This window comes from Acinetobacter sp. UBA5934, from assembly GCF_002430855.1.
Taxonomy (GTDB): domain Bacteria; phylum Pseudomonadota; class Gammaproteobacteria; order Pseudomonadales; family Moraxellaceae; genus Acinetobacter.
On record NZ_DJDC01000185.1, the window covers coordinates 1 to 20,151 of the forward strand.

Sequence of the window (20,151 nt, forward strand, 5' to 3'; positions counted from 1 at the left end):
AACCTTTGCTGGCAGCCTGTTCATATAGTTGGATGGCCTTTTTTTCATCCTTGGCCGTGCCTTGGCCAGTTTGCGTTAAATAGCCTAAGTTATATATGGCTTGTGCATTTCCCTGGCTGGCCAATTTGCTTAAAGCATCGTAGGCACCCTTGAAATTCTTAGCATTCACCATCTCTTCAATTTTGGCAAATTGAGGATCAACTGGGGCATTTGAAGTGGTTGCGAGGGCAAATTGGCTGGACACAGCAAGAATTGCAGCAAGTACTAATTTTTTCATTGTTCCGATAACCTTAATTTTTCTAACACCTAATTCCATGGTGCGATTTTTGTCGTTTTCATCTACATCATAAGACGATTTCAGGGTTTGTAAATACTGAATATGTGACTAATTACAAATTATTTGAGAATCATAGAGGAGATGAATCAATAAAAGCGTGCTCGGTTTAAGGTGTGTTTTATTTAGTCAATCTTTGTCTATTTAATTGTTTAGCCTAATAAAAATAAAAAAGCCAGAATTGAATTCTGGCTTTTGCATCAAGAGAAAAGTTAGTTATTGTGGACGTGCCACATCACCACTTAAAGCTTCAGGCAATTCAAGAACTTGTACATCCAGCTCAGCCAATGCTTCAGGTTTGGCAACCACTAAAGCCTGATAACCCTGATCTGTACCAATACTATTGACCACTTCGATGTCATTGTGCAGCTTGGTCGCAACAGCAGGTGCTTCACCTGTACCTTGAATCAAATGCAACCAGTGTTTTGGCTTAGCTTTAAACCATAAACGTGCAATCACTTCGGGACCCAGATAACAGCCTTTGTCATAGTGAATGCCTTCACGGTGATGCAGACGCAATTCCTGTGGCTGGAACAGGGTCGCAGTAGCTGCCTGAATCCAGGCCTGACCTGAGGCAATGGCTTGCTGTTGCCAAAGGATAATATCCGTTTCAGTTTCAAAAAAATCAGTCTGGATATCATTGATAACTGGATAAACCGGGCCAACCTGTTCCAGTTTCATTTTTGAAAAAGCGCCGAACTTTTTAATGTGCTTGGCAAATTCTTCGGCTTGGTCGTTAGTGACCACAATTTCAAAACTTTCCGGATTGATTTTTTTCAGCCATAAACCAAACAGAATACGTCCTTTTAAGCTACAGATCGCGGTATAGCGAGTCAGGTTTTCGGCTAATGCTTCCGCATTTAAAGTCACTTGGCCCTGAAGAAATTTTTGCGCATCCACACCATTTAAAGTGAATAATGTAAAAGCAGTAGACGTTGACATGACTAGCCTCTGGTTATATTTCACAAATCATTAATACAGATATTTTGCAGCATGCCGGGCAGATAGGCAAACAAAAAGCCCATATTGCTATAGGCTTGCAGTATTAAAAGAGAAGGGCTTAATTTTAGTGATGAGCCGGTGGTGGAGTACTACAATCAAACTTGTCACCACAATGGAAGTGATGGGTGAGCAGGATGTGACGGATTGGATGGCGGCGCTGGGTTGGATGGCTGCGACGGGTTGGATGGATGTTGACTTCCATACCAACTGGATATCAGTACTGCTAAAACCGCAGTGATGACTCCAATAATGGCTATTTGCAACATTTTATTTCACCTTCTTTGATTATTTTTGTGATGAGATTTTTTTTATCGAATAAAATATAGATTCTTAAGAATGGCTTGATTATATGAGAGTCTCACTCACTAAAACATAAGAAAATTATAAAATATTTAGTAAATATAATAAGTTATAGTGAAGGTTTATGTAATTTATAATGCTTAAACTTTGCTGGATGAGTGTTTGGAAAAACGTAATTTATTAATTGATGGCAAGCGCCCATAACCTCAACATAATTAGAACAGTGGGAGGTTGTTTTTTATTCGCTTATGCGCATCTAATACTAAAGAATGAGGCATATTTCCTGCTATTTTTCTAAAAAAAGCGCGATTAGAGCAAATATCCCAAAGATTATGTAACAATATATTACTAAAACACCTATTTTTATATATAAGTCTATGAAATATAAAAGATTTGGGAAATGGGTTTTCGGCAGTGTACTATGCCGTTGAAATGATTGTGACTCGTTAACAACAATTACGTAGTAAAGAAAAATGATTCAAGAGGCAGGTAAGCTATGAACAACAACTACCATAAACCGCTGCAGGGTACCCAGCTCGAATATTATGACGTACGTCAAGCTGTAGAAGATATTCAGCCAGGCGCATATGCAAAACTTCCCTATACTTCAAAAGTGCTTGCCGAGCAGCTGGTACGCCGTTGCGATCCTGCCATTTTGGAACAGTCTTTAAAGCAGCTGATTGAGCGTAAGCAAGAGCATGATTTTCCTTGGTATCCGGCACGTGTGGTGTGTCATGACATTTTGGGACAAACGGCACTGGTGGATCTTGCCGGTTTGCGTGATGCCATTGCCGACCAGGGCGGTGACCCGTCTAAAGTCAATCCGGTTGTTCCTACACAGCTGATTGTCGACCATTCATTGGCGGTGGAATACGGCGGTTTTGACCCGGATGCATTTGAGAAAAACCGTGCCGTGGAAGACCGTCGTAATGAAGATCGTTTTCACTTCATTGAATGGACCAAAACCGCGTTTGAAAATGTCGATGTGATTCCTGCGGGCAACGGCATCATGCACCAGATCAACCTGGAGAAAATGTCTCCGGTAATTCAAAACCGTGATGGTCTGGCATATCCGGATACTTGCGTAGGAACAGATTCGCATACCCCGCATACCGATGCGTTGGGCGTGATCTCGATTGGTGTCGGTGGCTTGGAAGCTGAAAACGTGATGCTGGGCCGTGCATCGTGGATGCGTCTGCCGGACATCATTGGTGTGGAACTGGTGGGTCAGCGCAAGCCGGGCATTACCGCAACCGATATCGTGTTGGCATTGACCGAGTTCCTGCGTAAAGAGCGTGTGGTAGGGGCATATTTAGAATTCTTCGGCGAAGGTGCTGACAGCATGTCGGTGGGGGATCGTGCCACGATTTCCAACATGACGCCTGAATATGGCGCAACGGCGGCAATGTTCTATATCGACCAGAACACCATTGATTATCTGACTTTAACCGGTCGTGAAGCGGATCAGGTGAAACTGGTTGAACAATATGCCAAAGAAATTGGTCTTTGGGCATCAGACATGACACAGGCGGAATATCCGCGTGTACTGCGTTTTGACCTGTCGACTGTAACACGTAACATCGCTGGGCCATCGAACCCGCATGCACGCGTATCAACAAGCGATTTAAAAGAAAAAGGTATTGCCGGTAATTTAGAAGCAGCTCGTGCACAAGAAGCGGAAGGCTTAATGCCAGATGGCGCGGTGATTATCGCGGCTATTACCTCTTGTACCAATACTTCTAACCCGCGTAATACCGTGGCGGCAGGTTTGTTGGCACGTAAAGCCAATGAATTAGGTCTAGTGCGTAAACCTTGGGTGAAATCATCTTTTGCACCGGGTTCTAAAGCAGCAGCGTTATATCTTGAAGAAGCAGGCGTATTGCACGATCTGGAAAAACTCGGTTTTGGTATTGTCGCTTATGCATGTACGACTTGTAACGGCATGTCGGGTGCACTCGATCCGAAAATTCAGCAAGAAATTATTGATCGTGACCTGTATGCAACAGCAGTACTTTCAGGTAACCGTAACTTTGACGGTCGTATCCATCCTTATGCAAAACAGGCCTTCTTGGCTTCTCCACCGTTAGTCGTGGCTTATGCGATTGCCGGTACCATCCGTTTTGACATCGAAAAAGATTCACTCGGCAATGATAAAGACGGCAATCCGATTTACCTCAAAGACATCTGGCCATCGGATGAAGAAATTGATGCTTTGGTGAAAGTGTCGGTGAAGCCGGAACAGTTCAAGAAAGTCTACATTCCAATGTTTGATTTGGGCGAGCGAGAAAAATCGGTAAGCCCATTGTATGACTGGCGTCCGCAAAGTACGTATATCCGCCGTCCGCCATATTGGGAAGGGGCATTGGCTGCGCCGCGTACTTTAAGCAATATGCGCCCGCTTGCGATTTTAGGTGACAACATCACCACCGACCATTTATCGCCATCGAATGCGATTGTGCTGGATAGTGCATCTGGTGAATATTTGGCGAAAATGGGCGTACCCGAGGAAGACTTCAACTCTTACGCAACCCATCGCGGTGACCACTTAACTGCACAGCGTGCAACTTTGGCGAACCCGAAACTTTTTAATGAAATGGTGGTTCGTTCCGACGGTACCATCAAGCAGGGTTCGAAAGCGCGTGTGGAACCGGAAGGTGAAGTAATGCGTATGTGGGAAGCGATTGAAACCTACATGAACCGTAAGCAGCCTTTGATTGTGATTGCAGGTAAAGATTATGGTCAGGGTTCAAGCCGTGACTGGGCTGCGAAAGGTGTACGTCTTGCCGGTGTGGAAGCCATTGTTGCTGAAGGTTTTGAGCGTATACACCGTACCAACTTGGTGGGTATGGGTGTTTTACCGCTTGAGTTTAAACCGGGTACAGACCGCAAAACATTAAAGCTGGATGGTACGGAGCTGTATAGCGTGATGGGTAATATTGCGCCACGTTCGACTTTAACTTTAGTGATTGAGCGTTCGACTGATGATGGTAAGAATCAGATTATTGAAGTTCCTGTAACCTGCCGTTTGGATACCGAAGAAGAAGTTTCTGTTTATGAAGCGGGTGGGGTATTACAACGCTTTGCACAGGACTTCCTGGAAGGGAATGTGGCTTGATGATTTAAGCTGAAAGCAATTTACTTATACTATATAAGACCCTGCATTGATGTGGGGTTTTATGTTTTCAGATTATTATAAATATAGTGATAAAGTTGTATATGAAAAATAGTATTGAATATTAAATCAAATTCTGAAAAATTAATGGTATTTTGATTAGCGAATATTATTTTCTCAAAAAGTTCTTTTTTCCCATAATATTTATCTAAATCAAACTTTTTATTTGATGGATTGTAAGTGCGTGTACCAATACAAGAACCTGTAATACTACTATCGTAAAAATCTTCAATTACTTTGTTTTCTGGTAATTGAATTAAATATAAATTTTCGAAAACATGAAAAAATTTTAATGTTGAAGATGTAGTTAATAATGATTTATTAATTAATTTAATAGTTTCTTTGAATTCACTTTTAGCAAGCTTAATTACATCATTTCCAGCCGTGTCTCCATCGACAATTATTAAGCAAGGTTTCAAACTAATATTTTTAGCTTGATAAATTAGTTTGTAATTCTTTAAAAATTTGTTGAGTAATCCAGTTCCACCCTGATATCCCATAATTTTAGAAAATCTTTTGGTTTGCTGTAATGAAGAAAATTTTAAAAAATTTAGTGAATTAGGATACAACTTATGACAAGCCAATTTTAGATGAAGGGGATCTGTATAACCCTCACCAACAAGAATCATTCTTTGTGGATGAACAAAGTAATGATGAAAGAGGAATTTAGTATAGAGCTTTTCAGTACTCTGCAATTCATCAAAGTTTCTAGTTTGATTATTAAACTCAATTTGTTGTTTATTTTTTATTTGAAAAATATGACTTAAAATTCCATTTAAAGCTTCTCTAGTAGTTTTATCTGTATCCATGTGAACTTTGGATTTGAAAAAATGACCTTCAGCACAAAAACTTTGAACCATAGACCTTGTATAGCGATAATATTCTTTGCTGATATTAACTTTTCTATTAACTGTTAAACCTGTAACTTCTTGCCTATTATATTTATTAGTTAATCTTGTCTTTTGAGGGTTAACTTCAAATTTACTACTATTAATTGCATTTTTTAAAGTAGAACCGATTACCCAACTTTTACCATCTAATTTAATTATTTCCTCAGAAAATTGAGGTAAATTGGTTGAAAGGGTTAAATCATCAACATATCTTGTGTATGTGAATTTATATTTTCTTGCTAGTTTAACCATTTTAATATCGAGAATATTGCCAATTAAATTGCTGATAATTGGCGAGCAAGGACTACCTTGTGGTAAGAAGCCTTCTTTTAACTGATTTGGACGGTAAGTAGCAATTTGTGCAATTAATAGAGCAATATCAAAATTTAATTGAAAATGCTTATTTTTTGTAAAAAAGCCGATAATCCTAGAAAAAGTAATACTTTGAAAAAAGTCTTTTAAATCTATATTTAAAACAAGATTTTTTCCAACATGCTTTTTAGCGTTACTATATATACCGAAATTTATAACTTTTGATTCAAAAGATGTGCGAGATTTTTTTGAGATAGGTATCTCAACTAGTATTTTTTTTCTAAAACCATGTGAACTAATACATTGTACGTACGAAGACTTAGATAATCTTTTGTGTTCTAGTTCATCATAACAGTGAGTTAAAAGTATAGATAAGCGAGTCTGTAAGATTTTAAGGTCAGGAACTGGAGCTAAAATATTACGCTTATTTCCATTTTTTTTAGGTATTTCAAAACTTTTATATTTATTTTGAATTGGTTGGCTAAACAATATACGAGTAAATTCTTTTTCAGAATAACCTAGTAAGCTAGCAAAATCTTTTTGTGTTTGACATGTTTTCAATAAAAACAAATTATCCAATGGATGCCCCTTGGGAACTCATATGGTCACAGTACAGCAGAGCCAACTGTTCAGCACAAAGTATAGTATCGGCAAGCATTGGACAATACGCCTCTCACATTTTCAAAACAGACTGCGATACGCAATCTAAAAATCTTCCCAAAGGGCGATGTATTATACATAATAACTTTATTTTATAAACACTTATCGATAGATTTTTTTATTTGATATAAAGGTTCGCCCAAACGACATCATCATTTACAAAAATGGACAATAGACAATCATCACAGCCAAGTTATACTAGGTTCACCATTTCTAAAACCCATGGAGAACAAAAATGGTTACTGCTGGCGAAAAACCCGGAACAGGCTTCTATTTTTGTGTCAAATGCGGACACCGCGTCTACTTAGAAATTGGTACTGATCGTTTACCACCGTGTACCAAATGCCTTGGCAATCAATTTAACAATAAAATTGCGATTGCCTAAGCAGCACCCATAAAACAGTTATCCTCTGTTTTGAACAAAAGCCCTATTCATCCATAGGGCTTTTTTGTTACTTTCATTTTAGAGCGCCCACATAAATTAAACCCAAAAAAGGAAATGCGTATGGAAACAATCTTGGGATTATGTATCGGCATTGGCCTTAGCGCTGCCTGTGGTTTTCGCGTATTTGTACCTTTGCTGGTGATGAGTATCGCATCCCTTATGGGCTGGTTTGAACCGATGCAAGGCTTTGAATGGCTGGCGCTGCCTGCGGTGTGTTTGGCGCTTGGTATAGCAACCGTGTGCGAAATTGCAGCCTATTATATTCCTTGGGTCGACAATGTTTTGGATACGGTGTCTACACCTGCCGCCATGATTGCAGGCACGCTCGCGACTATGGCCGCCAGCAGCGGTGAAATGTCACAGTTTGCCAGCTGGGCGGCAGCGATTATTGTCGGTGGCGGTACCGCAAGTGCAGTTCAGTTAAGTACGGTGGCTGTTCGTGGGGTTTCTACTGCAACGACAGGTGGAATTGCCAATCCTGTGGTATCTACAGGGGAGTGGATCGGTGCGTTAATGCTATCTGTTTTGTCGTTTATCGTTCCCGTATTGGTGGTGATTGTTGGCTTGATTGCATTGGTATGGTTAGTGAGTTGGCTACGTTTAAAAAAAGAAATAACATAAGCAGTTCCCCTTTATAAATTTTCCTTTCCTGGATATTCCTGAGGTAATTTTTTGAAAATATTTTTAAAAATGAATCGCTAAAATTTGTTTTAAAAATGGTTGATTTTTACCCAATAAAGGCATAATTATATTATGGAATTAAATCCATAATTTTTATATGGGGTTATTTATGGTTCGACTTTATAAAAATTATTCGGGGAACTATCAATGATCAAATTTATTGTAGATGAACAACCTGCAGCTAAGGACATACATTATATACACAATGCCACACTGGGCTGCGAAGACCTGCCAAAAAGCGATGACCAGATTTTGATTGGCTATTTCGCAAATTCCGAGCTGGCTTATAAACGCGCAAGAATGAACTGGCCAACAGAAAAGGTGGAAGGTTGTAGTAAGTGCTGTACGGAATAACTCAAATCTAAAATCGGAAACTCTGCCGGATTGGTGGAGTTTTTTATTGGATTGCTTATTGATTTGACTGTTGAAAATGAAGATTTTAATCAAGCATAAAGTTTTGCATAAATATCGGAAAATATAGCAATTTTGCATCCGACAGAATTCAACGTTTAAGGATTCACATAAGGCCCCATTACGCTAGAATTTTATCATTAAAAATGGTTGAAAATTAACCAATAAACCTCCATCTAAAACACTAGATTCAATGTATTTGGGACAGTGCAATTGCAACATTATCTTGATCTGAACCACGACTCTGGTTTGGCCAATTACGAGATTGGTAACGAGTTTATTCGCGTGCAATTCAAGAAAACCTCGAAAGTCTATACTTACAGCTATAGCAGTGCCGGTTATCAGCATGTCGAAAACATGAAACAGCTGGCCGAGTATGGCGATGGTTTAAATGCCTATATCAATCAAAATGTTAAACAGTTGTATGTTCGATAAATGGCTGGGAATTTAGCTGTAGTTTTTGATTAAACTTGGTTGATGAGTTAAGCAATAATGGTTTAGCTTTTTTGGTTAGATGTGATTCGGCAGCCTTATTTTTAAGCTTGGCATACTGTTGCCTTAAAATGAGTCTAAAAAGATTAAGGGAATTAATTTAAAACTAAGCTTTGCCTGCCAAAATAATGATCAGCTGTAAGCGTCCATTTGAGCTTGGAAATTATCATCACTTCGCAGGTATTGCATCATCGATTTAACAGAGGGTATGGGGTATGAACGGAAGAACAGAATGTCAAACATGCATGGTCTGCAAGAAAAGCTTTCCTAAAAAAAGCCTGATTCCGATCGGAACCATTCGTAAAGTCATTACAGAGGAAATTGCCAAGGATTTTCCAGGTTGGTCAGCTGGCGAATTTATCTGCCGAGCCGATTTAACCAAATACCGTATGCAGTATGTGCAGTCCATATTGAAATCTGAACAAGGTGAAGTCACTGATCTGGAATATGAAGTGTTGAACAGTATGCAACAACATGAGCTGATCAGCAAAAACATAGAGAACAAGCTCGACCAGAATTGGACTTTTGGAGAAAAACTGGCCGATAAAATTGCAAGTTTTGGCGGTAGCTGGACCTTTTTGATCTGCTTTGCCATTTTCCTGGCCCTGTGGATTTTGGTCAATACTGTGGTAATGGTGAAACATCCTGCCGATCCATATCCATTTATTTTATTGAATTTAATGTTGTCCTGTCTGGCAGCCATTCAAGCGCCGGTCATCATGATGAGCCAAAACCGACAGGAAGCCAAAGACCGTTTGCGTTCGCAAAATGATTATCAGGTCAACTTAAAAGCAGAACTGGAGATTCGACATTTACATGAGAAACTTGATCATCTTTTAATGCATCAGTGGGATCGTCTGGCAAAAATTCAGGAAATACAACTGGATTTACTATCGGAAATGACCAAGAAAAAATAGCAGTCGATGAACGTAGCTAATTTTCAATACTGCAATCCAGGAGTGCGGAGAAAAAATTGCAATCTAGGCGGCTTTAACGCAATAAAAAGCAATCTTTTGTCTTAAATTGGGAAATATTTTTATAAATTTAGATTAAGCGGGAAAAAATTCTGAAAATGATCAAAATTAAAATATCTTCGGAAATTAATCCCGCAGCAGATTGGCTATTCTATATCTCAAGGGTGATAGGGATCGAAAAGAGTAGCTTGCTGCCAGTTGCGTATAACGCCAGTGTAGTACTTACCCACAAGGTCTTGATTCGGCTTAGGACGCTATAGATTACCAATTTATAGGCACAGGGTTATAACTTACAAAGTTATAATGGTTGAAGTAAACCATAGATGTTTTCCCTCATCCCCTTAAAAAATTCTCCAGTAAATAAACCTATTAAAAAATTATTAAAAATCAAATTGATTATATTGAAATTACATTCAAAAAACCTGATACAAATCAGTTGTTCATTTTAGTTTATTAAATCTGCTAATTTAGAAATCATAAGCAAGTACCCAGGCGGTCAATAAAAATGTCGAATTATGATTTTTGGAGTCGTTTTTTTCTTTGTTCCTTACTTATTAATTACATCATATTAATGATCTGGTTTTTGGTCTTTATTTTTGCCCGTCAATGGATGAAACAGGTACATGGCAAATGGTTCCAACTTTCCGATCCGACCTTTGATGCCATTCATTATGCAGGCATGGCAGTGTATAAGATTGGCATTTTATTGCTGAATGTGGTGCCGTTTCTGGCCCTCTATCTCATCCACACATCCTAAGCCGGATCGAATAATTTAAAACACAGAGTATGTGGCTAGATCATCTTTAAACAGCAGTTTTTAAGCGGATAAAAACACGACAAACCGAATAGAAAAACAAGCAAAAAAGGAGTTCGGGGAGCATGAATCAATTCAAACCTGCACTGATTTTAGGTGTTTTTATTTGTTTGGGGATGATTATTGCAGGATGGATTCTGGGCAGTAGTGCGGTCAAAATTAAACAATATGAACGTATAGTTTCGGTCAAAGGATTATCTGAACGTGAAGTAAAAGCCGATGTGGCGGTATGGCCGATTCGTTTTAGCTCGGCCAGTCAGGACCTGACCCAGCTCTATGACACGATGGAAATACACACCCAGCAAATTCAGGCATTTTTAAAAGCCGAGGGTTTTACTGCGCAGGAAATTACCACGGCAGCTCCAGTCACGACCGATAAATACGCGCAGCAATATGGCGGCGATGCCAATGTGGCACTGCGTTATACTGCACATCAAACCATTACTGTCTATACTCATAAAATAGATGCAGTCAGGGCTGCACAAAGTCGTATGGTGGCCTTGGGTAAAAAGGGCATTGCCTTTGGCGGAGATGATGCGGGTCAGCGCACCGAATATTTATTTACCAAGTTAAATGATATTAAACCGGCCATGATTGAGCAGGCGACGCAAAATGCCCGCAGTGTGGCAGAAAAATTTGCTGCAGATTCTAAAAGCCGTTTAGGAAAAATCAAGGCGGCCAATCAGGGGCTGTTTAGTATTGAAGATCGCGACAGTAATACGCCGTATTTAAAGAAAGTTCGTGTGGTGTCCACAGTAGACTATTATCTCGCCGATTAAACCGAGCAAAAAAATACAGGCAGGCATAGGATTTAATTTGAAGACAAATTCCAGTAATCCTGTTTTTTATGCAATAAAAAATCTTTATTTTAAGCGGGAAGATAAAAAATTCTTTTCATCCTGCATTTAAAGAAAATAATTTCCAGAATTAATAAAAAATTAAAAAACTGAGGAAATTAATCCCGGCCGTCTTTAACTAATATATGTCTCAAGGGTGTGATAAGGGATCGAAAAGAGCAGATTGCTGCCAGTTACGTACAACGTCAGTGCAGTACTTACCCACAAGGTCTCGATTCGGCTTAGGACGCTATAGATCACAAGTTTATAGGCTATAAGATCATGACTTACAAAGCATGATAGTTGAAGTAAACCACAATGTTTTCCCTAACCCCCTAAAAAATTTTTCCAAACAATAAAAAATAACAATTCTTTTTCTTTTCCTTTATTTAATCTGCATCAAATTTTATTCAACTAAATGTGCATTGCATCATTAAAATTATACTTATCAATTGATATAAATTAATTTTCCATCAACAAACAAAATAGTCGGCTGAAAAAACTCTTGCTAGAATAAAATTCAAGTATTTTAAATGAGCCAATAACAATGAAAAAATACGAATTGGAAATTCGTCATCCGCAGCACTTGAGTGAGCAGGATGCTGAAGCTTTAGGATTATTTGAAAGTTCAGAAATATTAAGCCAATTCGATGCAATTAACTGGCGTCGCCAACTGGTTTCGCAGCTGGAAATGAACGGGGCCATTACCAGCTTTACCGTAACCGATAGTGATACCCAGCAATGCCTGCGCCTTAGCCTGAATGCCTATTCGGCTTCCGATCAGCTGGCATTTAAACTGGACAGTGATATTGAAATTATCACCCCGCAAAAGGATTTTTTTGGCCTCATCACTTTAAAAAACAAGGATTATGTGGCTTTTACACAGCTCAGTCTGGATCAGGCCAGAGCATACCTAAACCATTTTTTAAATGGCCAGTTAGACATCCTGAAAGACAGCTATAAAACCACGCTGGAAAAACCCGGTCAGCCATAATTTTAGCGCGACCTAGCAGCATTGACAGCTGTAACAGAGATTGTTATTTTGCGCCCATTCTCCCAGATGCCGTATTGTGCCATGCCCATCAACGACAACTTCGTGTATATGCCGCCTCAGGAACCGCTCGCTATTGTCTATGAAGATGAAGACCTGGTGGTCATTGAGAAACCGGCCGGGTTGTTGTCCGTTCCGGGACGTTTGCCTGAACACCATGACAGTGCTTATTGTCGTGTATTGGAACAGTACCCGCATGCCAAAATTACCCACCGTTTAGATATGGCAACCTCGGGTATTTTGATGTTTGCCAAACACCGTGAAGCAGAAGTGGCTGTCAGTAAAATGTTTCAGGCGCGTACGGTACAAAAAAACTATATTGCGCTGGTTCAAGGCAAACTCGAAGCCGAGGGCAGGGTTGACGTACCCTTAATTACCGACTGGGAAAACCGGCCTCGTCAGATTGTGCATTTTGAGTTGGGAAAACCTGCCCAGACCCTGTATCAGGCTTTGCAATATTCTGAAACGGACGATATCACCCGGGTACTGCTGACCCCGATTACCGGGCGTTCACATCAGCTGCGGGTACATATGCAATATATCGGACATCCGATTACCGGTGACAAGCTCTATCATCCCGCACCGCAGCAAAGCCCGTTAAAGCGTATGGCTTTACATGCCAGTTATCTGGCTTTTAAACAGCCTTTAACTGGAGCAGAGGTTGAAATTAAGGTCACAGTACCTTTTTAATCTGGGCATTTAAATTTAATTTTTTTGATTTTTCCTTAATTTTAATAATAAGTTACATATATGGTGTGGTGAATCTCTTCTTCTTGTTAGCCAACTGATTTATGATGATGGAAATCTTAAAATAATAAAAAAATGCGATCATTCGCACCCAATATCCCTTTTTCTAGTGATTGATAAACAACCTAATAATAACTACTTTGTCACATTTCTTTTGGAAAATAATTATAATGATTTATCTATATATCCTAACCACCATGGTTTTGGTGGGATTGCTGTATCAGGCCATCATTCGAATAAGAAACAAACAACTTAACCTTGAATCGCTACAGGTGAATCTGGATCGCACGCGAAATAATCTGGCAGACCATGAACAGCAAAATGATGCATTACATCATCAGCTGAATACTTACCGTATAGAGATTGGCAATTTAAAAAACAGGGTGGAAAAGCTTACTCAATATCAAGAGGTTTTAGATACTGAACATTATATTGCAGAGCGAAAAAGCCAGGTCGAAAGCTTTGTCGAAGCCACTAAAATTGAAGCAGAGTTTATGCTAGAAAAAATCAAGGCAGAGATTGAAAATACCCGGCTTTATCTGAAAAAGTTAGAAAAAAATAGCCGGCTTAACCTGGAAGCTGAAGCCAGAGAACGCTTGGGCGCTTTTTATAACCAAGCAGTTGAACAAGAGAACTTGGCAGCCATTTCGAAAGCCTTGGAAAACAAGATTCATGGGTATGGCATTCAGTATTTATATCCTGCACAAAAATTTTTGGATCAATTGATTGATGGCTATGATGAAATACATGCCGTGCAGCAGCTAAAAGAAGTCCGTCGTAAAATCAAAAATGCTATTGCAGCAAATACTGTGGGCCAATGTGATTATGTCGAGGAAAATCGCAGAATTTCTGCCATCGCTTTGGTTACGCAGGTGTTTAACAGCAAAGCTGACCTGTATTTATCGCAATTAGACCCTGACACTGTGGGAGAATTTATTCAGGCGCTGCAAGATGACTTTATCCTGATCAATCATTATGGAGTCGCGTTCAGTCATGCGCGAATTCATGAATCGTTTTTAAAGTTACGCCTGGAAGAGTTTAAACTGGCCGCCCTGGTTCTAGCGTTCAAGGCAAAGCAACAGGCTGAAACAGGTGAATTACAGAGACAGAAGATCGCAGGCTAGAAAATTTTACCTGTTGAAAAATATAAATTTATAGAAAAATATATTGGTCGCGAGTACGAGTACCGTGATTAATTCGATAAACTGAAACAAACTTGAGCTAATCTGTATTGCATGATATAGCTGGTATCTAATTACAATAAGGAAGCCCTCCATGACACGCGATTTTGAACAATTTCCAGATGATGAAAATGGTAATGTGCTTTGGCAAATGGCTGAAGATGGCGACGACCTGACTGAAGCGCATGAAATTGAATTTTCCATAGCTTTTCAGATTGAAGAACAGGCACAAAAATGTGCACTCTATTTGCTCAAAGAAGAACAAAAAATCAGTCTGTTTGAAGATGAAGAAGCCGATACGGTCGAGTGGATTATCACTATTTATGTGTATATGGAACCTGAATATTCAGATATTGTCGATCTGGAAGAATGGTTCACTAAAATCGCTACGCAATATGGGGGTGAATATGATGGCTGGGGTTGTATGGCTTATGTCTATGAAGATGAAAGCAACGATGAAGATTGGAATGATGAAATAAAAAGTTAATTCAAATTAGTGAAGAGTATTTTTAAAATGGTATATATCATTCATTCAGGCTAGCTAAAAATTGCTTGTGTTCAATGAGATACCATAAAACCCTGACAGTGCAAACCGTTAGGGTTTTTTAATGCCGGATATTTGGCAAAGAATAAAAAAATAAGCAGCTTGAACTGAAAGTAGTATGAGCAGAATAGGCATTAATTACAGTAACCCTATAGAATTTCAGCACATAAAATTTTAAATATAAGATTAAGGATCAAAATAATAAGGATATTAAGGTGAATGAGCAAAAAATGCTAAATTCAGAATCTCCATTACCTCCTGTAAATAATCAAGATCCGACCAGGCATGTTTTACGTATAATGGCGGGGTTTGTGATTGCTGCGCTGATTATTTTAGCCCTGTATTTTGGAAAAGATATTCTGATTCCTTTGGCGCTGTCGGTGCTGTTGGCATTTTTACTTGAGCCTTTAGTGTCACGCTTGAAAAAATGGGGCTTACCGCAACTGCCATCAATTGCACTTGTGGTGCTGTTTGCTTTAAGTGTCATAGGGGGCGCTGCAACTTATCTGGGCTATCAGCTGGGGAATTTAAGTCAGGAGTTGCCGCAATATCAGGACACGATTAAACAAAAACTCAATTCGGTAAAAAGCTTTACTTCCGGGCCAAGTGTATGGGACGGTGCCATCAAAACCATTGACACGGTGGAAAGTTCAATAGAGGACGTAGCTCCAGTTGAAAAAAACGAGGGGGTGCAACAGGTACAGGTGGTCGGGCAGGAAGCCAGTACTACGGAAACGGTCATGCAGTGGGGTGAGAGAATCTTTCATCCCTTAGCCACAGGAGGTATTGTTTTTCTGTTTGTGGTGCTGATTTTACTCAGTCGCAAAGACTTGCATGACCGGTTGTTGAAATTGCTGGGTGGCAATTTAAATGTCGGTACAGATGCACTGGATGATGCAGCAGATCGGATTGGAACCTATTTGCGGATGCAGCTGCTGGTGAATGTCACTTTCGGCATTCCTATGGCTTTGGGCTTATGGCTGATTGGTGTGCCCGCTGCGATTATGTGGGGCATTGTCGCGATAGGAATGCGCTTTTTACCCTATGTCGGGCCAATGATCTCGGCCTTATTTCCCATTACCTTGGCATTTGCGGTTGATCCGGGCTGGAATATGGTGCTCTGGACCATTGGGCTCATTTTATTACTCGAGCTGATTAGTAATAATGTGATAGAACCGTGGTTGTATGGTGAAAGTACCGGTCTTTCCACTTTGGCGATTATTCTTGCGGCAACATTCTGGACCACGCTATGGGGGCCTGCTGGATTGATTCTCTCCACACCATTGACGGCATGTTTACTGGTATTGGCTCACTATATTCCAGCATTGGGGTTTATCAAAACCCTGATTGGCAGCGAACCGGCACTGACGCCACCAGAACGGTTTTATCAACGCTTGGTTGCCGATGAAGTAGAAGATGCTCTTGAGGTTGCACAGGATTATATTCAACAAAAATTGCCGAAAAAGCCCAGTGAAGAAGTTGTCATTCGTAAGGTAAATGCCTTTTATAACGATGTCGCCATCCCCGCCATGCGTTTGTTTTCACAAGGACATAATACCGAAGCAACTGCTGAGCACCGTTTAAGAATGCATCAAGGCTTGAAGTTGTTTAATCATGATTTCCAGCAAAAGTATCCGGCTCCGCAGACAGCTGATCCAGTGCAAGTGGTGTGCTTGGGCGCGCGTTGGGAAATTGATGGATTGGCATCTTCCATGTTGGCACATGGTTTAAGCTTAAGAAAAATTGCAGTGCAAAGCCATAATGAAGTCCTGATTCAATCCAAAATAGATGTGCTTGAATCCTTACCAGAACATACTCAGATACTTTGCATTTCCATATTTCATCGGCACCCTTTGGCACAAATCCGCTTGTTGAATCATCGCATCCGTAAACGTCTGCCGAATATTAAAATTATTTTTGCCACCTGGGGCAATCTCAGCGATGAATTACGGGACGAGATTCAAAACCGTTTTCAACCGGATGCAGTGGTCTCCACGGTAAATGAATTGATGTTGGGCATTGATGCGCTGATGCTACAACAAGGTCAAAACCCTGCACGTGAATTGCTTGCGGAAAATGAACCGGAACGCTTGGCGGCTTTGCATGAACTGCAATTGCTTCAACCTGAAACTTTACTGATTTATCAGCAGTATATTGAAGAAGCCTGTCAGGCATTTAACGTGAAATATGCGCAAATTTCCCTGGTGGATGAAACATGGGTGAATACCCCAGCCAGCCCGCTGGCAGATGAAAATCAAAATCCTATAGAGGCCGGAATTCCTCGCGAGGAATCCATTTGTACCCATTTAGTCCATCAAAATGAGGCCCTCATTATTGAGGATATAGACCGAGATCCGCGTTTTAAGCATAACCCGGAGTTAAACAGAAATAAAATCAAGTCGTATGCTGGTGTACCTTTACGCACTAAACAGGGTCTGGTCTTAGGTAGTTTCTGTATTCTGGATAAACAGGTCCGGCAGATGAGTGAAGATGATTTGGCGTTATTAAACCAGCTTGCAGATGATTTAATTCAAACACTGACGAGTGATAAGGCACAAACACAAAAGTTAGAGGAAATCGTCAAGTTGCAACAGGCCCAGGGTGAATCTCTTCACGATGTTTTGAGCTAAAAGCAACACTCATCCTCTTGGAAAATGAGTGTGATCTTCCGGCAAAGCATAAGCAGGAAACTTAGAAAGTTAAATAATTTTTCAATTTCTGATTTGCACTATTTTTCACGTCAGGCGCCTTTCACGAGGTCCGCATGTCGTATTTACCAAAGACCCTCAAAGCGTTAACTAATAAATTAACTTGTAAAGCAAACTTCCTTGCTAGATTAGTACATAAATTTTAAAACATTTTATCCCTATTCAGAGAATGAAAAAGGAGCACGGCATGCCAGTCAATACTTATGTGACTTATCGTCCAGAGGTAGAGCAAAAACAGGAAAATGAAGAAGAAGATATTGAATATATTGTAGAGCATATGGCGCAAACCAATAGCAAGGTTTTCGACAAGCATCGTCATGCGGTTCGAGATGCACATGCTAAATCTCACGGTTTTTTGAAAGGAATTTTGACTATTCCGGAAAACCTGCCAGATCACCTGGCGCAGGGGATTTTTGCCCATCCTGGTTATTATGACGTCATTGTGCGTCTGTCTGCCGCTCCGGGAGATTTACGCAGTGATAAAACCCCAGCGCCTCATGGTTTTGCCCTTAAAATCTTGAATGTACCGGGGGAGCGCTTATTGCCAGAAGATCCAAGTGATGGAAAAAATCAGGATTTCCTGATGGTCAATATTCCGGTGCTGGCTTTTGGGACAGTACGCAAATATATGCAAATGCTGCCTTTTATCACTGAAGCAGAAAGGGCGCCTGAACTGGTCATGCGTGGCCTGCGCGGAGTCATGTGTGGAGTAGATCATCTAGTTAATCGTGCGGGCTTGCCAGCATCTGCCACTTTAAAAGGTCTGGCACGTAGTCAGCATCATGTACTGGGAGAAACCTATCACACTATGGCGGCTCTTCGTTATGGCAATTATATTGCCAAATTGAGTGTGGCACCTGAATCTGAATCGGTAAAGCAGTTGACCGGTTTGCAAATGCAAATTCAGGATGATTCCAGCATACGGGATCTGGTACAGGATTTCTTCCGGCGTAATGCTGCCGATTATGTGATTCGCGCCCAGCTCTGTACCCATTTGGGCCGTATGCCTGTTGAAGATGCGGCTGTGTTGTGGGATGAAGAGGAGTCACCGCAGCAAGTTATTGGCACTTTACATTTTCCGCAGCAAAATACGTTTAGTCCGGCACGTCGGGTTTATTCAGATGACGTGCTGTCATTTAATCCTTGGCATGGGGTAAAGGAACACCAGCCTTTGGGTTCTATTATGCGTGTACGTATGCAGGCCTATGAACGTTCATCCTGTTTCCGGCACTGTATGAACACTCAGCCTCGTACAGAACCGAATCATATTGATGACATGCCGGATTAAATATCTAAAGCTGGATTTCAGGTTTAGGCTAAACAAAACCTGCTTGAATGCAGCTGTTTTGGATCTATAATATTTTCGAATATGTATGGATTTCTGAAAAACAAGAATTTGAAAATCCTGATTTATATTGGGCTACAACCAGGCATGGTCATTAATTAACAGCAATACACTCTAATTTTAAAATAACAATAACATGAGGTCGCGACATGAGTGAAAGCAATACAGTAAAACTGCATCGGGTATTTAGCGCACCGCCAGAACGGGTATTTAAGGCATTTATTGATCCGGATGCTTTGGTCAAATGGATGGCGCCACATGGTTTTACTGCCAAGGTTCATCATCTGGATGCCAAAGTCGGTGGGACTTATAAAATGTCCTTTAGTAATTTTTCTACCGGGTCTAGCCACTCCTTTGGTGGCACTTATCATGAGATCATTCCAAACCAATTGTTGCGCTATTCCGACCAGTTTGATGATCCAAATTTACCCGGAAACATTGAAGTGACCATTCAATTAAAAGCAGTTTCCGTAGGAACAGAGCTGCACATTACCCAGTCCGGTATTCCAGACGTGATTCCTGTGGAAGCATGTTATCTGGGCTGGCAGGAATCCTTGCAACTGCTGAGTTTACTGGTTAGTCCGGAAATTCCAGATCAGTAGCCTTGAGATGAACATTCAAATCAAACGTGTCTATGCAGAAGCTTTGCCTTCAGACGGCAAACGGATTTTGGTCGATCGGCTGTGGCCCAGAGGTATTAAATATAGACAGAGTTTCTACGGCAAATGCGGCAGATGACCCAGCAGGAAAAAATCAGCCTCATCACTGCGGCAAAAAGTGAAGACTATAACCATGTGATTGTACTCAAACAGGTTTTAGAAGAAAGCTAAAATTATCTGATGAGTAGTTTTATTCCATAATTTAAATAAGGTTTTAGCATTAGACTGGCTGCTAAAGTGTTATAGTAGAATTTTTGAGGTTTTTTATGTCTTTGCCAAATTGCCCCAAATGTAATTCAGAATATACTTATGCAGATGGCGATTTGCTGATTTGCCCGGAATGCGCGCATGAATGGAAAGAGGGGGAAGGCAGTACTGAGCAAACTGCGATGATTAAAGACGCAAATGGAAATGTGCTTGCTGATGGCGATACCGTTACCCTGATTAAGGATTTGAAAATTAAAGGTTCTTCTTCTGTGATTAAAGTAGGAACCAAGGCGAAGAACATTCGTTTATTAGCTGACTCAAGCGATGGTCATGATCTTGACTGTAAAGTTGATGGGTTTGGTGCAATGAAATTAAAATCTGAATTT

18 protein-coding genes and 2 pseudogenes are annotated in these 20,151 nt (G+C 40.4%); 17 read left to right on the forward strand and 3 right to left on the reverse strand.

Annotated features, from left to right (window positions below; genetic code table 11):
- Positions 1–277, reverse strand: a pseudogene (locus tag B2Y23_RS13485) (SEL1-like repeat protein); the annotation flags it as partial.
- A 273-nt stretch (positions 278–550) separates the two neighbouring features.
- On the reverse strand, positions 551–1,276 hold the full coding sequence (locus B2Y23_RS13490; RefSeq protein WP_291371367.1) for a YgfZ/GcvT domain-containing protein: 726 nt from the start codon (positions 1,274–1,276) through the stop codon (positions 551–553).
- Between the two features lie 856 nt (positions 1,277–2,132).
- Here B2Y23_RS13490 and acnD point away from each other — a divergent pair.
- Positions 2,133–4,751, forward strand: coding sequence for a Fe/S-dependent 2-methylisocitrate dehydratase AcnD (gene acnD / locus B2Y23_RS13495; RefSeq protein WP_291371369.1), 2,619 nt, complete (start codon positions 2,133–2,135; stop codon positions 4,749–4,751).
- Between the two features lie 59 nt (positions 4,752–4,810).
- On the opposite strand, the gene B2Y23_RS13500 is transcribed toward acnD, so the two are convergent.
- On the reverse strand, positions 4,811–6,589 hold the full coding sequence (locus B2Y23_RS13500) for a retron Ec67 family RNA-directed DNA polymerase/endonuclease (protein WP_291371371.1): 1,779 nt from the start codon (positions 6,587–6,589) through the stop codon (positions 4,811–4,813).
- Between the two features lie 316 nt (positions 6,590–6,905).
- On the opposite strand from B2Y23_RS13500, the gene B2Y23_RS13505 reads away from it, so the two are divergent.
- The 16 genes and pseudogenes from B2Y23_RS13505 to B2Y23_RS13580 form a co-directional block, all read left to right on the forward strand.
- On the forward strand, positions 6,906–7,055 hold the full coding sequence (locus B2Y23_RS13505; protein WP_291356623.1) for a zinc ribbon-containing protein: 150 nt from the start codon (positions 6,906–6,908) through the stop codon (positions 7,053–7,055).
- Positions 7,056–7,175: 120 nt separating this feature from the next.
- On the forward strand, positions 7,176–7,736 hold the full coding sequence (locus B2Y23_RS13510; protein WP_291371373.1) for a DUF4126 domain-containing protein: 561 nt from the start codon (positions 7,176–7,178) through the stop codon (positions 7,734–7,736).
- A 207-nt stretch (positions 7,737–7,943) separates the two neighbouring features.
- Positions 7,944–8,150 (forward strand): hypothetical protein, encoded by a 207-nt coding sequence (locus B2Y23_RS13515; protein WP_291371375.1) that lies wholly within the window; start codon positions 7,944–7,946, stop codon positions 8,148–8,150.
- A gap of 270 nt (positions 8,151–8,420) precedes the next feature.
- The gene (locus B2Y23_RS13520; protein ID WP_291371377.1) at positions 8,421–8,642 is read left to right on the forward strand and encodes a hypothetical protein; all 222 of its coding nucleotides are present in this window, start codon (positions 8,421–8,423) and stop codon (positions 8,640–8,642) included.
- A gap of 272 nt (positions 8,643–8,914) precedes the next feature.
- Complete coding sequence (locus B2Y23_RS13525; RefSeq protein ID WP_291371379.1) at positions 8,915–9,616, forward strand: DUF1003 domain-containing protein; 702 nt, start codon at positions 8,915–8,917, stop codon at positions 9,614–9,616.
- Positions 9,617–10,178: 562 nt separating this feature from the next.
- Positions 10,179–10,430, forward strand: coding sequence for a DUF6868 family protein (locus B2Y23_RS13530; RefSeq protein ID WP_291356612.1), 252 nt, complete (start codon positions 10,179–10,181; stop codon positions 10,428–10,430).
- Positions 10,431–10,552: 122 nt separating this feature from the next.
- Positions 10,553–11,266: an SIMPL domain-containing protein gene (locus B2Y23_RS13535; RefSeq protein ID WP_291356610.1), complete on the forward strand. Its 714-nt coding sequence runs from the start codon at positions 10,553–10,555 to the stop codon at positions 11,264–11,266.
- A 604-nt stretch (positions 11,267–11,870) separates the two neighbouring features.
- A complete protein-coding gene (locus B2Y23_RS13540; RefSeq protein WP_291356608.1) occupies positions 11,871–12,317 on the forward strand; it encodes a hypothetical protein in 447 nt (148 codons plus the stop codon).
- An 81-nt stretch (positions 12,318–12,398) separates the two neighbouring features.
- Positions 12,399–13,064: an RluA family pseudouridine synthase gene (locus tag B2Y23_RS13545; protein ID WP_291356728.1), complete on the forward strand. Its 666-nt coding sequence runs from the start codon at positions 12,399–12,401 to the stop codon at positions 13,062–13,064.
- A 227-nt stretch (positions 13,065–13,291) separates the two neighbouring features.
- The gene (locus B2Y23_RS13550; RefSeq protein WP_349679440.1) at positions 13,292–14,245 is read left to right on the forward strand and encodes a DUF4041 domain-containing protein; all 954 of its coding nucleotides are present in this window, start codon (positions 13,292–13,294) and stop codon (positions 14,243–14,245) included.
- Positions 14,246–14,396: 151 nt separating this feature from the next.
- Positions 14,397–14,789, forward strand: a complete 393-nt coding sequence (locus B2Y23_RS13555) for a ribonuclease E inhibitor RraB (RefSeq protein WP_291371383.1) — start codon at positions 14,397–14,399, stop codon at positions 14,787–14,789.
- Between the two features lie 287 nt (positions 14,790–15,076).
- Positions 15,077–17,476, forward strand: coding sequence for an AI-2E family transporter (locus tag B2Y23_RS13560; RefSeq protein WP_291371385.1), 2,400 nt, complete (start codon positions 15,077–15,079; stop codon positions 17,474–17,476).
- Positions 17,477–17,741: 265 nt separating this feature from the next.
- Positions 17,742–18,842 (forward strand): catalase family protein, encoded by a 1,101-nt coding sequence (locus B2Y23_RS13565; RefSeq protein WP_291356600.1) that lies wholly within the window; start codon positions 17,742–17,744, stop codon positions 18,840–18,842.
- A gap of 206 nt (positions 18,843–19,048) precedes the next feature.
- Entirely contained in the window at positions 19,049–19,501 is a 453-nt protein-coding gene (locus B2Y23_RS13570; RefSeq protein WP_291371387.1) for an SRPBCC family protein, read from the forward strand.
- 7 nt (positions 19,502–19,508) lie between these two features.
- Positions 19,509–19,598 (forward strand): annotated as a pseudogene (locus B2Y23_RS13575) (DUF488 family protein); the annotation flags it as partial.
- Positions 19,599–19,824: 226 nt separating this feature from the next.
- A partial coding sequence (locus B2Y23_RS13580) for a zinc ribbon domain-containing protein YjdM (RefSeq protein ID WP_291371389.1) occupies positions 19,825–20,151 on the forward strand: 327 nt, incomplete at its 3' end.

What these genes read in the sequence shown, in the direction of transcription:
- B2Y23_RS13510 (WP_291371373.1), top strand. Translation starts at nt 7,176, where the DNA reads ATGGAAACAATCTTGGGATTATGTATCGGCATTGGCCTTAGCGCTGCC.
- B2Y23_RS13490 (WP_291371367.1), bottom strand. Translation starts at nt 1,276, where the DNA reads ATGTCAACGTCTACTGCTTTTACATTATTCACTTTAAATGGTGTGGAT.
- B2Y23_RS13540 (WP_291356608.1), top strand. Translation starts at nt 11,871, where the DNA reads ATGAAAAAATACGAATTGGAAATTCGTCATCCGCAGCACTTGAGTGAG.
- B2Y23_RS13570 (WP_291371387.1), top strand. Translation starts at nt 19,049, where the DNA reads ATGAGTGAAAGCAATACAGTAAAACTGCATCGGGTATTTAGCGCACCG.
- B2Y23_RS13515 (WP_291371375.1), top strand. Translation starts at nt 7,944, where the DNA reads ATGATCAAATTTATTGTAGATGAACAACCTGCAGCTAAGGACATACAT.
- B2Y23_RS13550 (WP_349679440.1), top strand. Translation starts at nt 13,292, where the DNA reads ATGATTTATCTATATATCCTAACCACCATGGTTTTGGTGGGATTGCTG.
- B2Y23_RS13555 (WP_291371383.1), top strand. Translation starts at nt 14,397, where the DNA reads ATGACACGCGATTTTGAACAATTTCCAGATGATGAAAATGGTAATGTG.
- B2Y23_RS13525 (WP_291371379.1), top strand. Translation starts at nt 8,915, where the DNA reads ATGAACGGAAGAACAGAATGTCAAACATGCATGGTCTGCAAGAAAAGC.
- B2Y23_RS13505 (WP_291356623.1), top strand. Translation starts at nt 6,906, where the DNA reads ATGGTTACTGCTGGCGAAAAACCCGGAACAGGCTTCTATTTTTGTGTC.
- acnD (WP_291371369.1), top strand. Translation starts at nt 2,133, where the DNA reads ATGAACAACAACTACCATAAACCGCTGCAGGGTACCCAGCTCGAATAT.
- B2Y23_RS13565 (WP_291356600.1), top strand. Translation starts at nt 17,742, where the DNA reads ATGCCAGTCAATACTTATGTGACTTATCGTCCAGAGGTAGAGCAAAAA.
- B2Y23_RS13530 (WP_291356612.1), top strand. Translation starts at nt 10,179, where the DNA reads ATGTCGAATTATGATTTTTGGAGTCGTTTTTTTCTTTGTTCCTTACTT.
- B2Y23_RS13545 (WP_291356728.1), top strand. Translation starts at nt 12,399, where the DNA reads ATGCCCATCAACGACAACTTCGTGTATATGCCGCCTCAGGAACCGCTC.
- B2Y23_RS13535 (WP_291356610.1), top strand. Translation starts at nt 10,553, where the DNA reads ATGAATCAATTCAAACCTGCACTGATTTTAGGTGTTTTTATTTGTTTG.
- B2Y23_RS13560 (WP_291371385.1), top strand. Translation starts at nt 15,077, where the DNA reads ATGCTAAATTCAGAATCTCCATTACCTCCTGTAAATAATCAAGATCCG.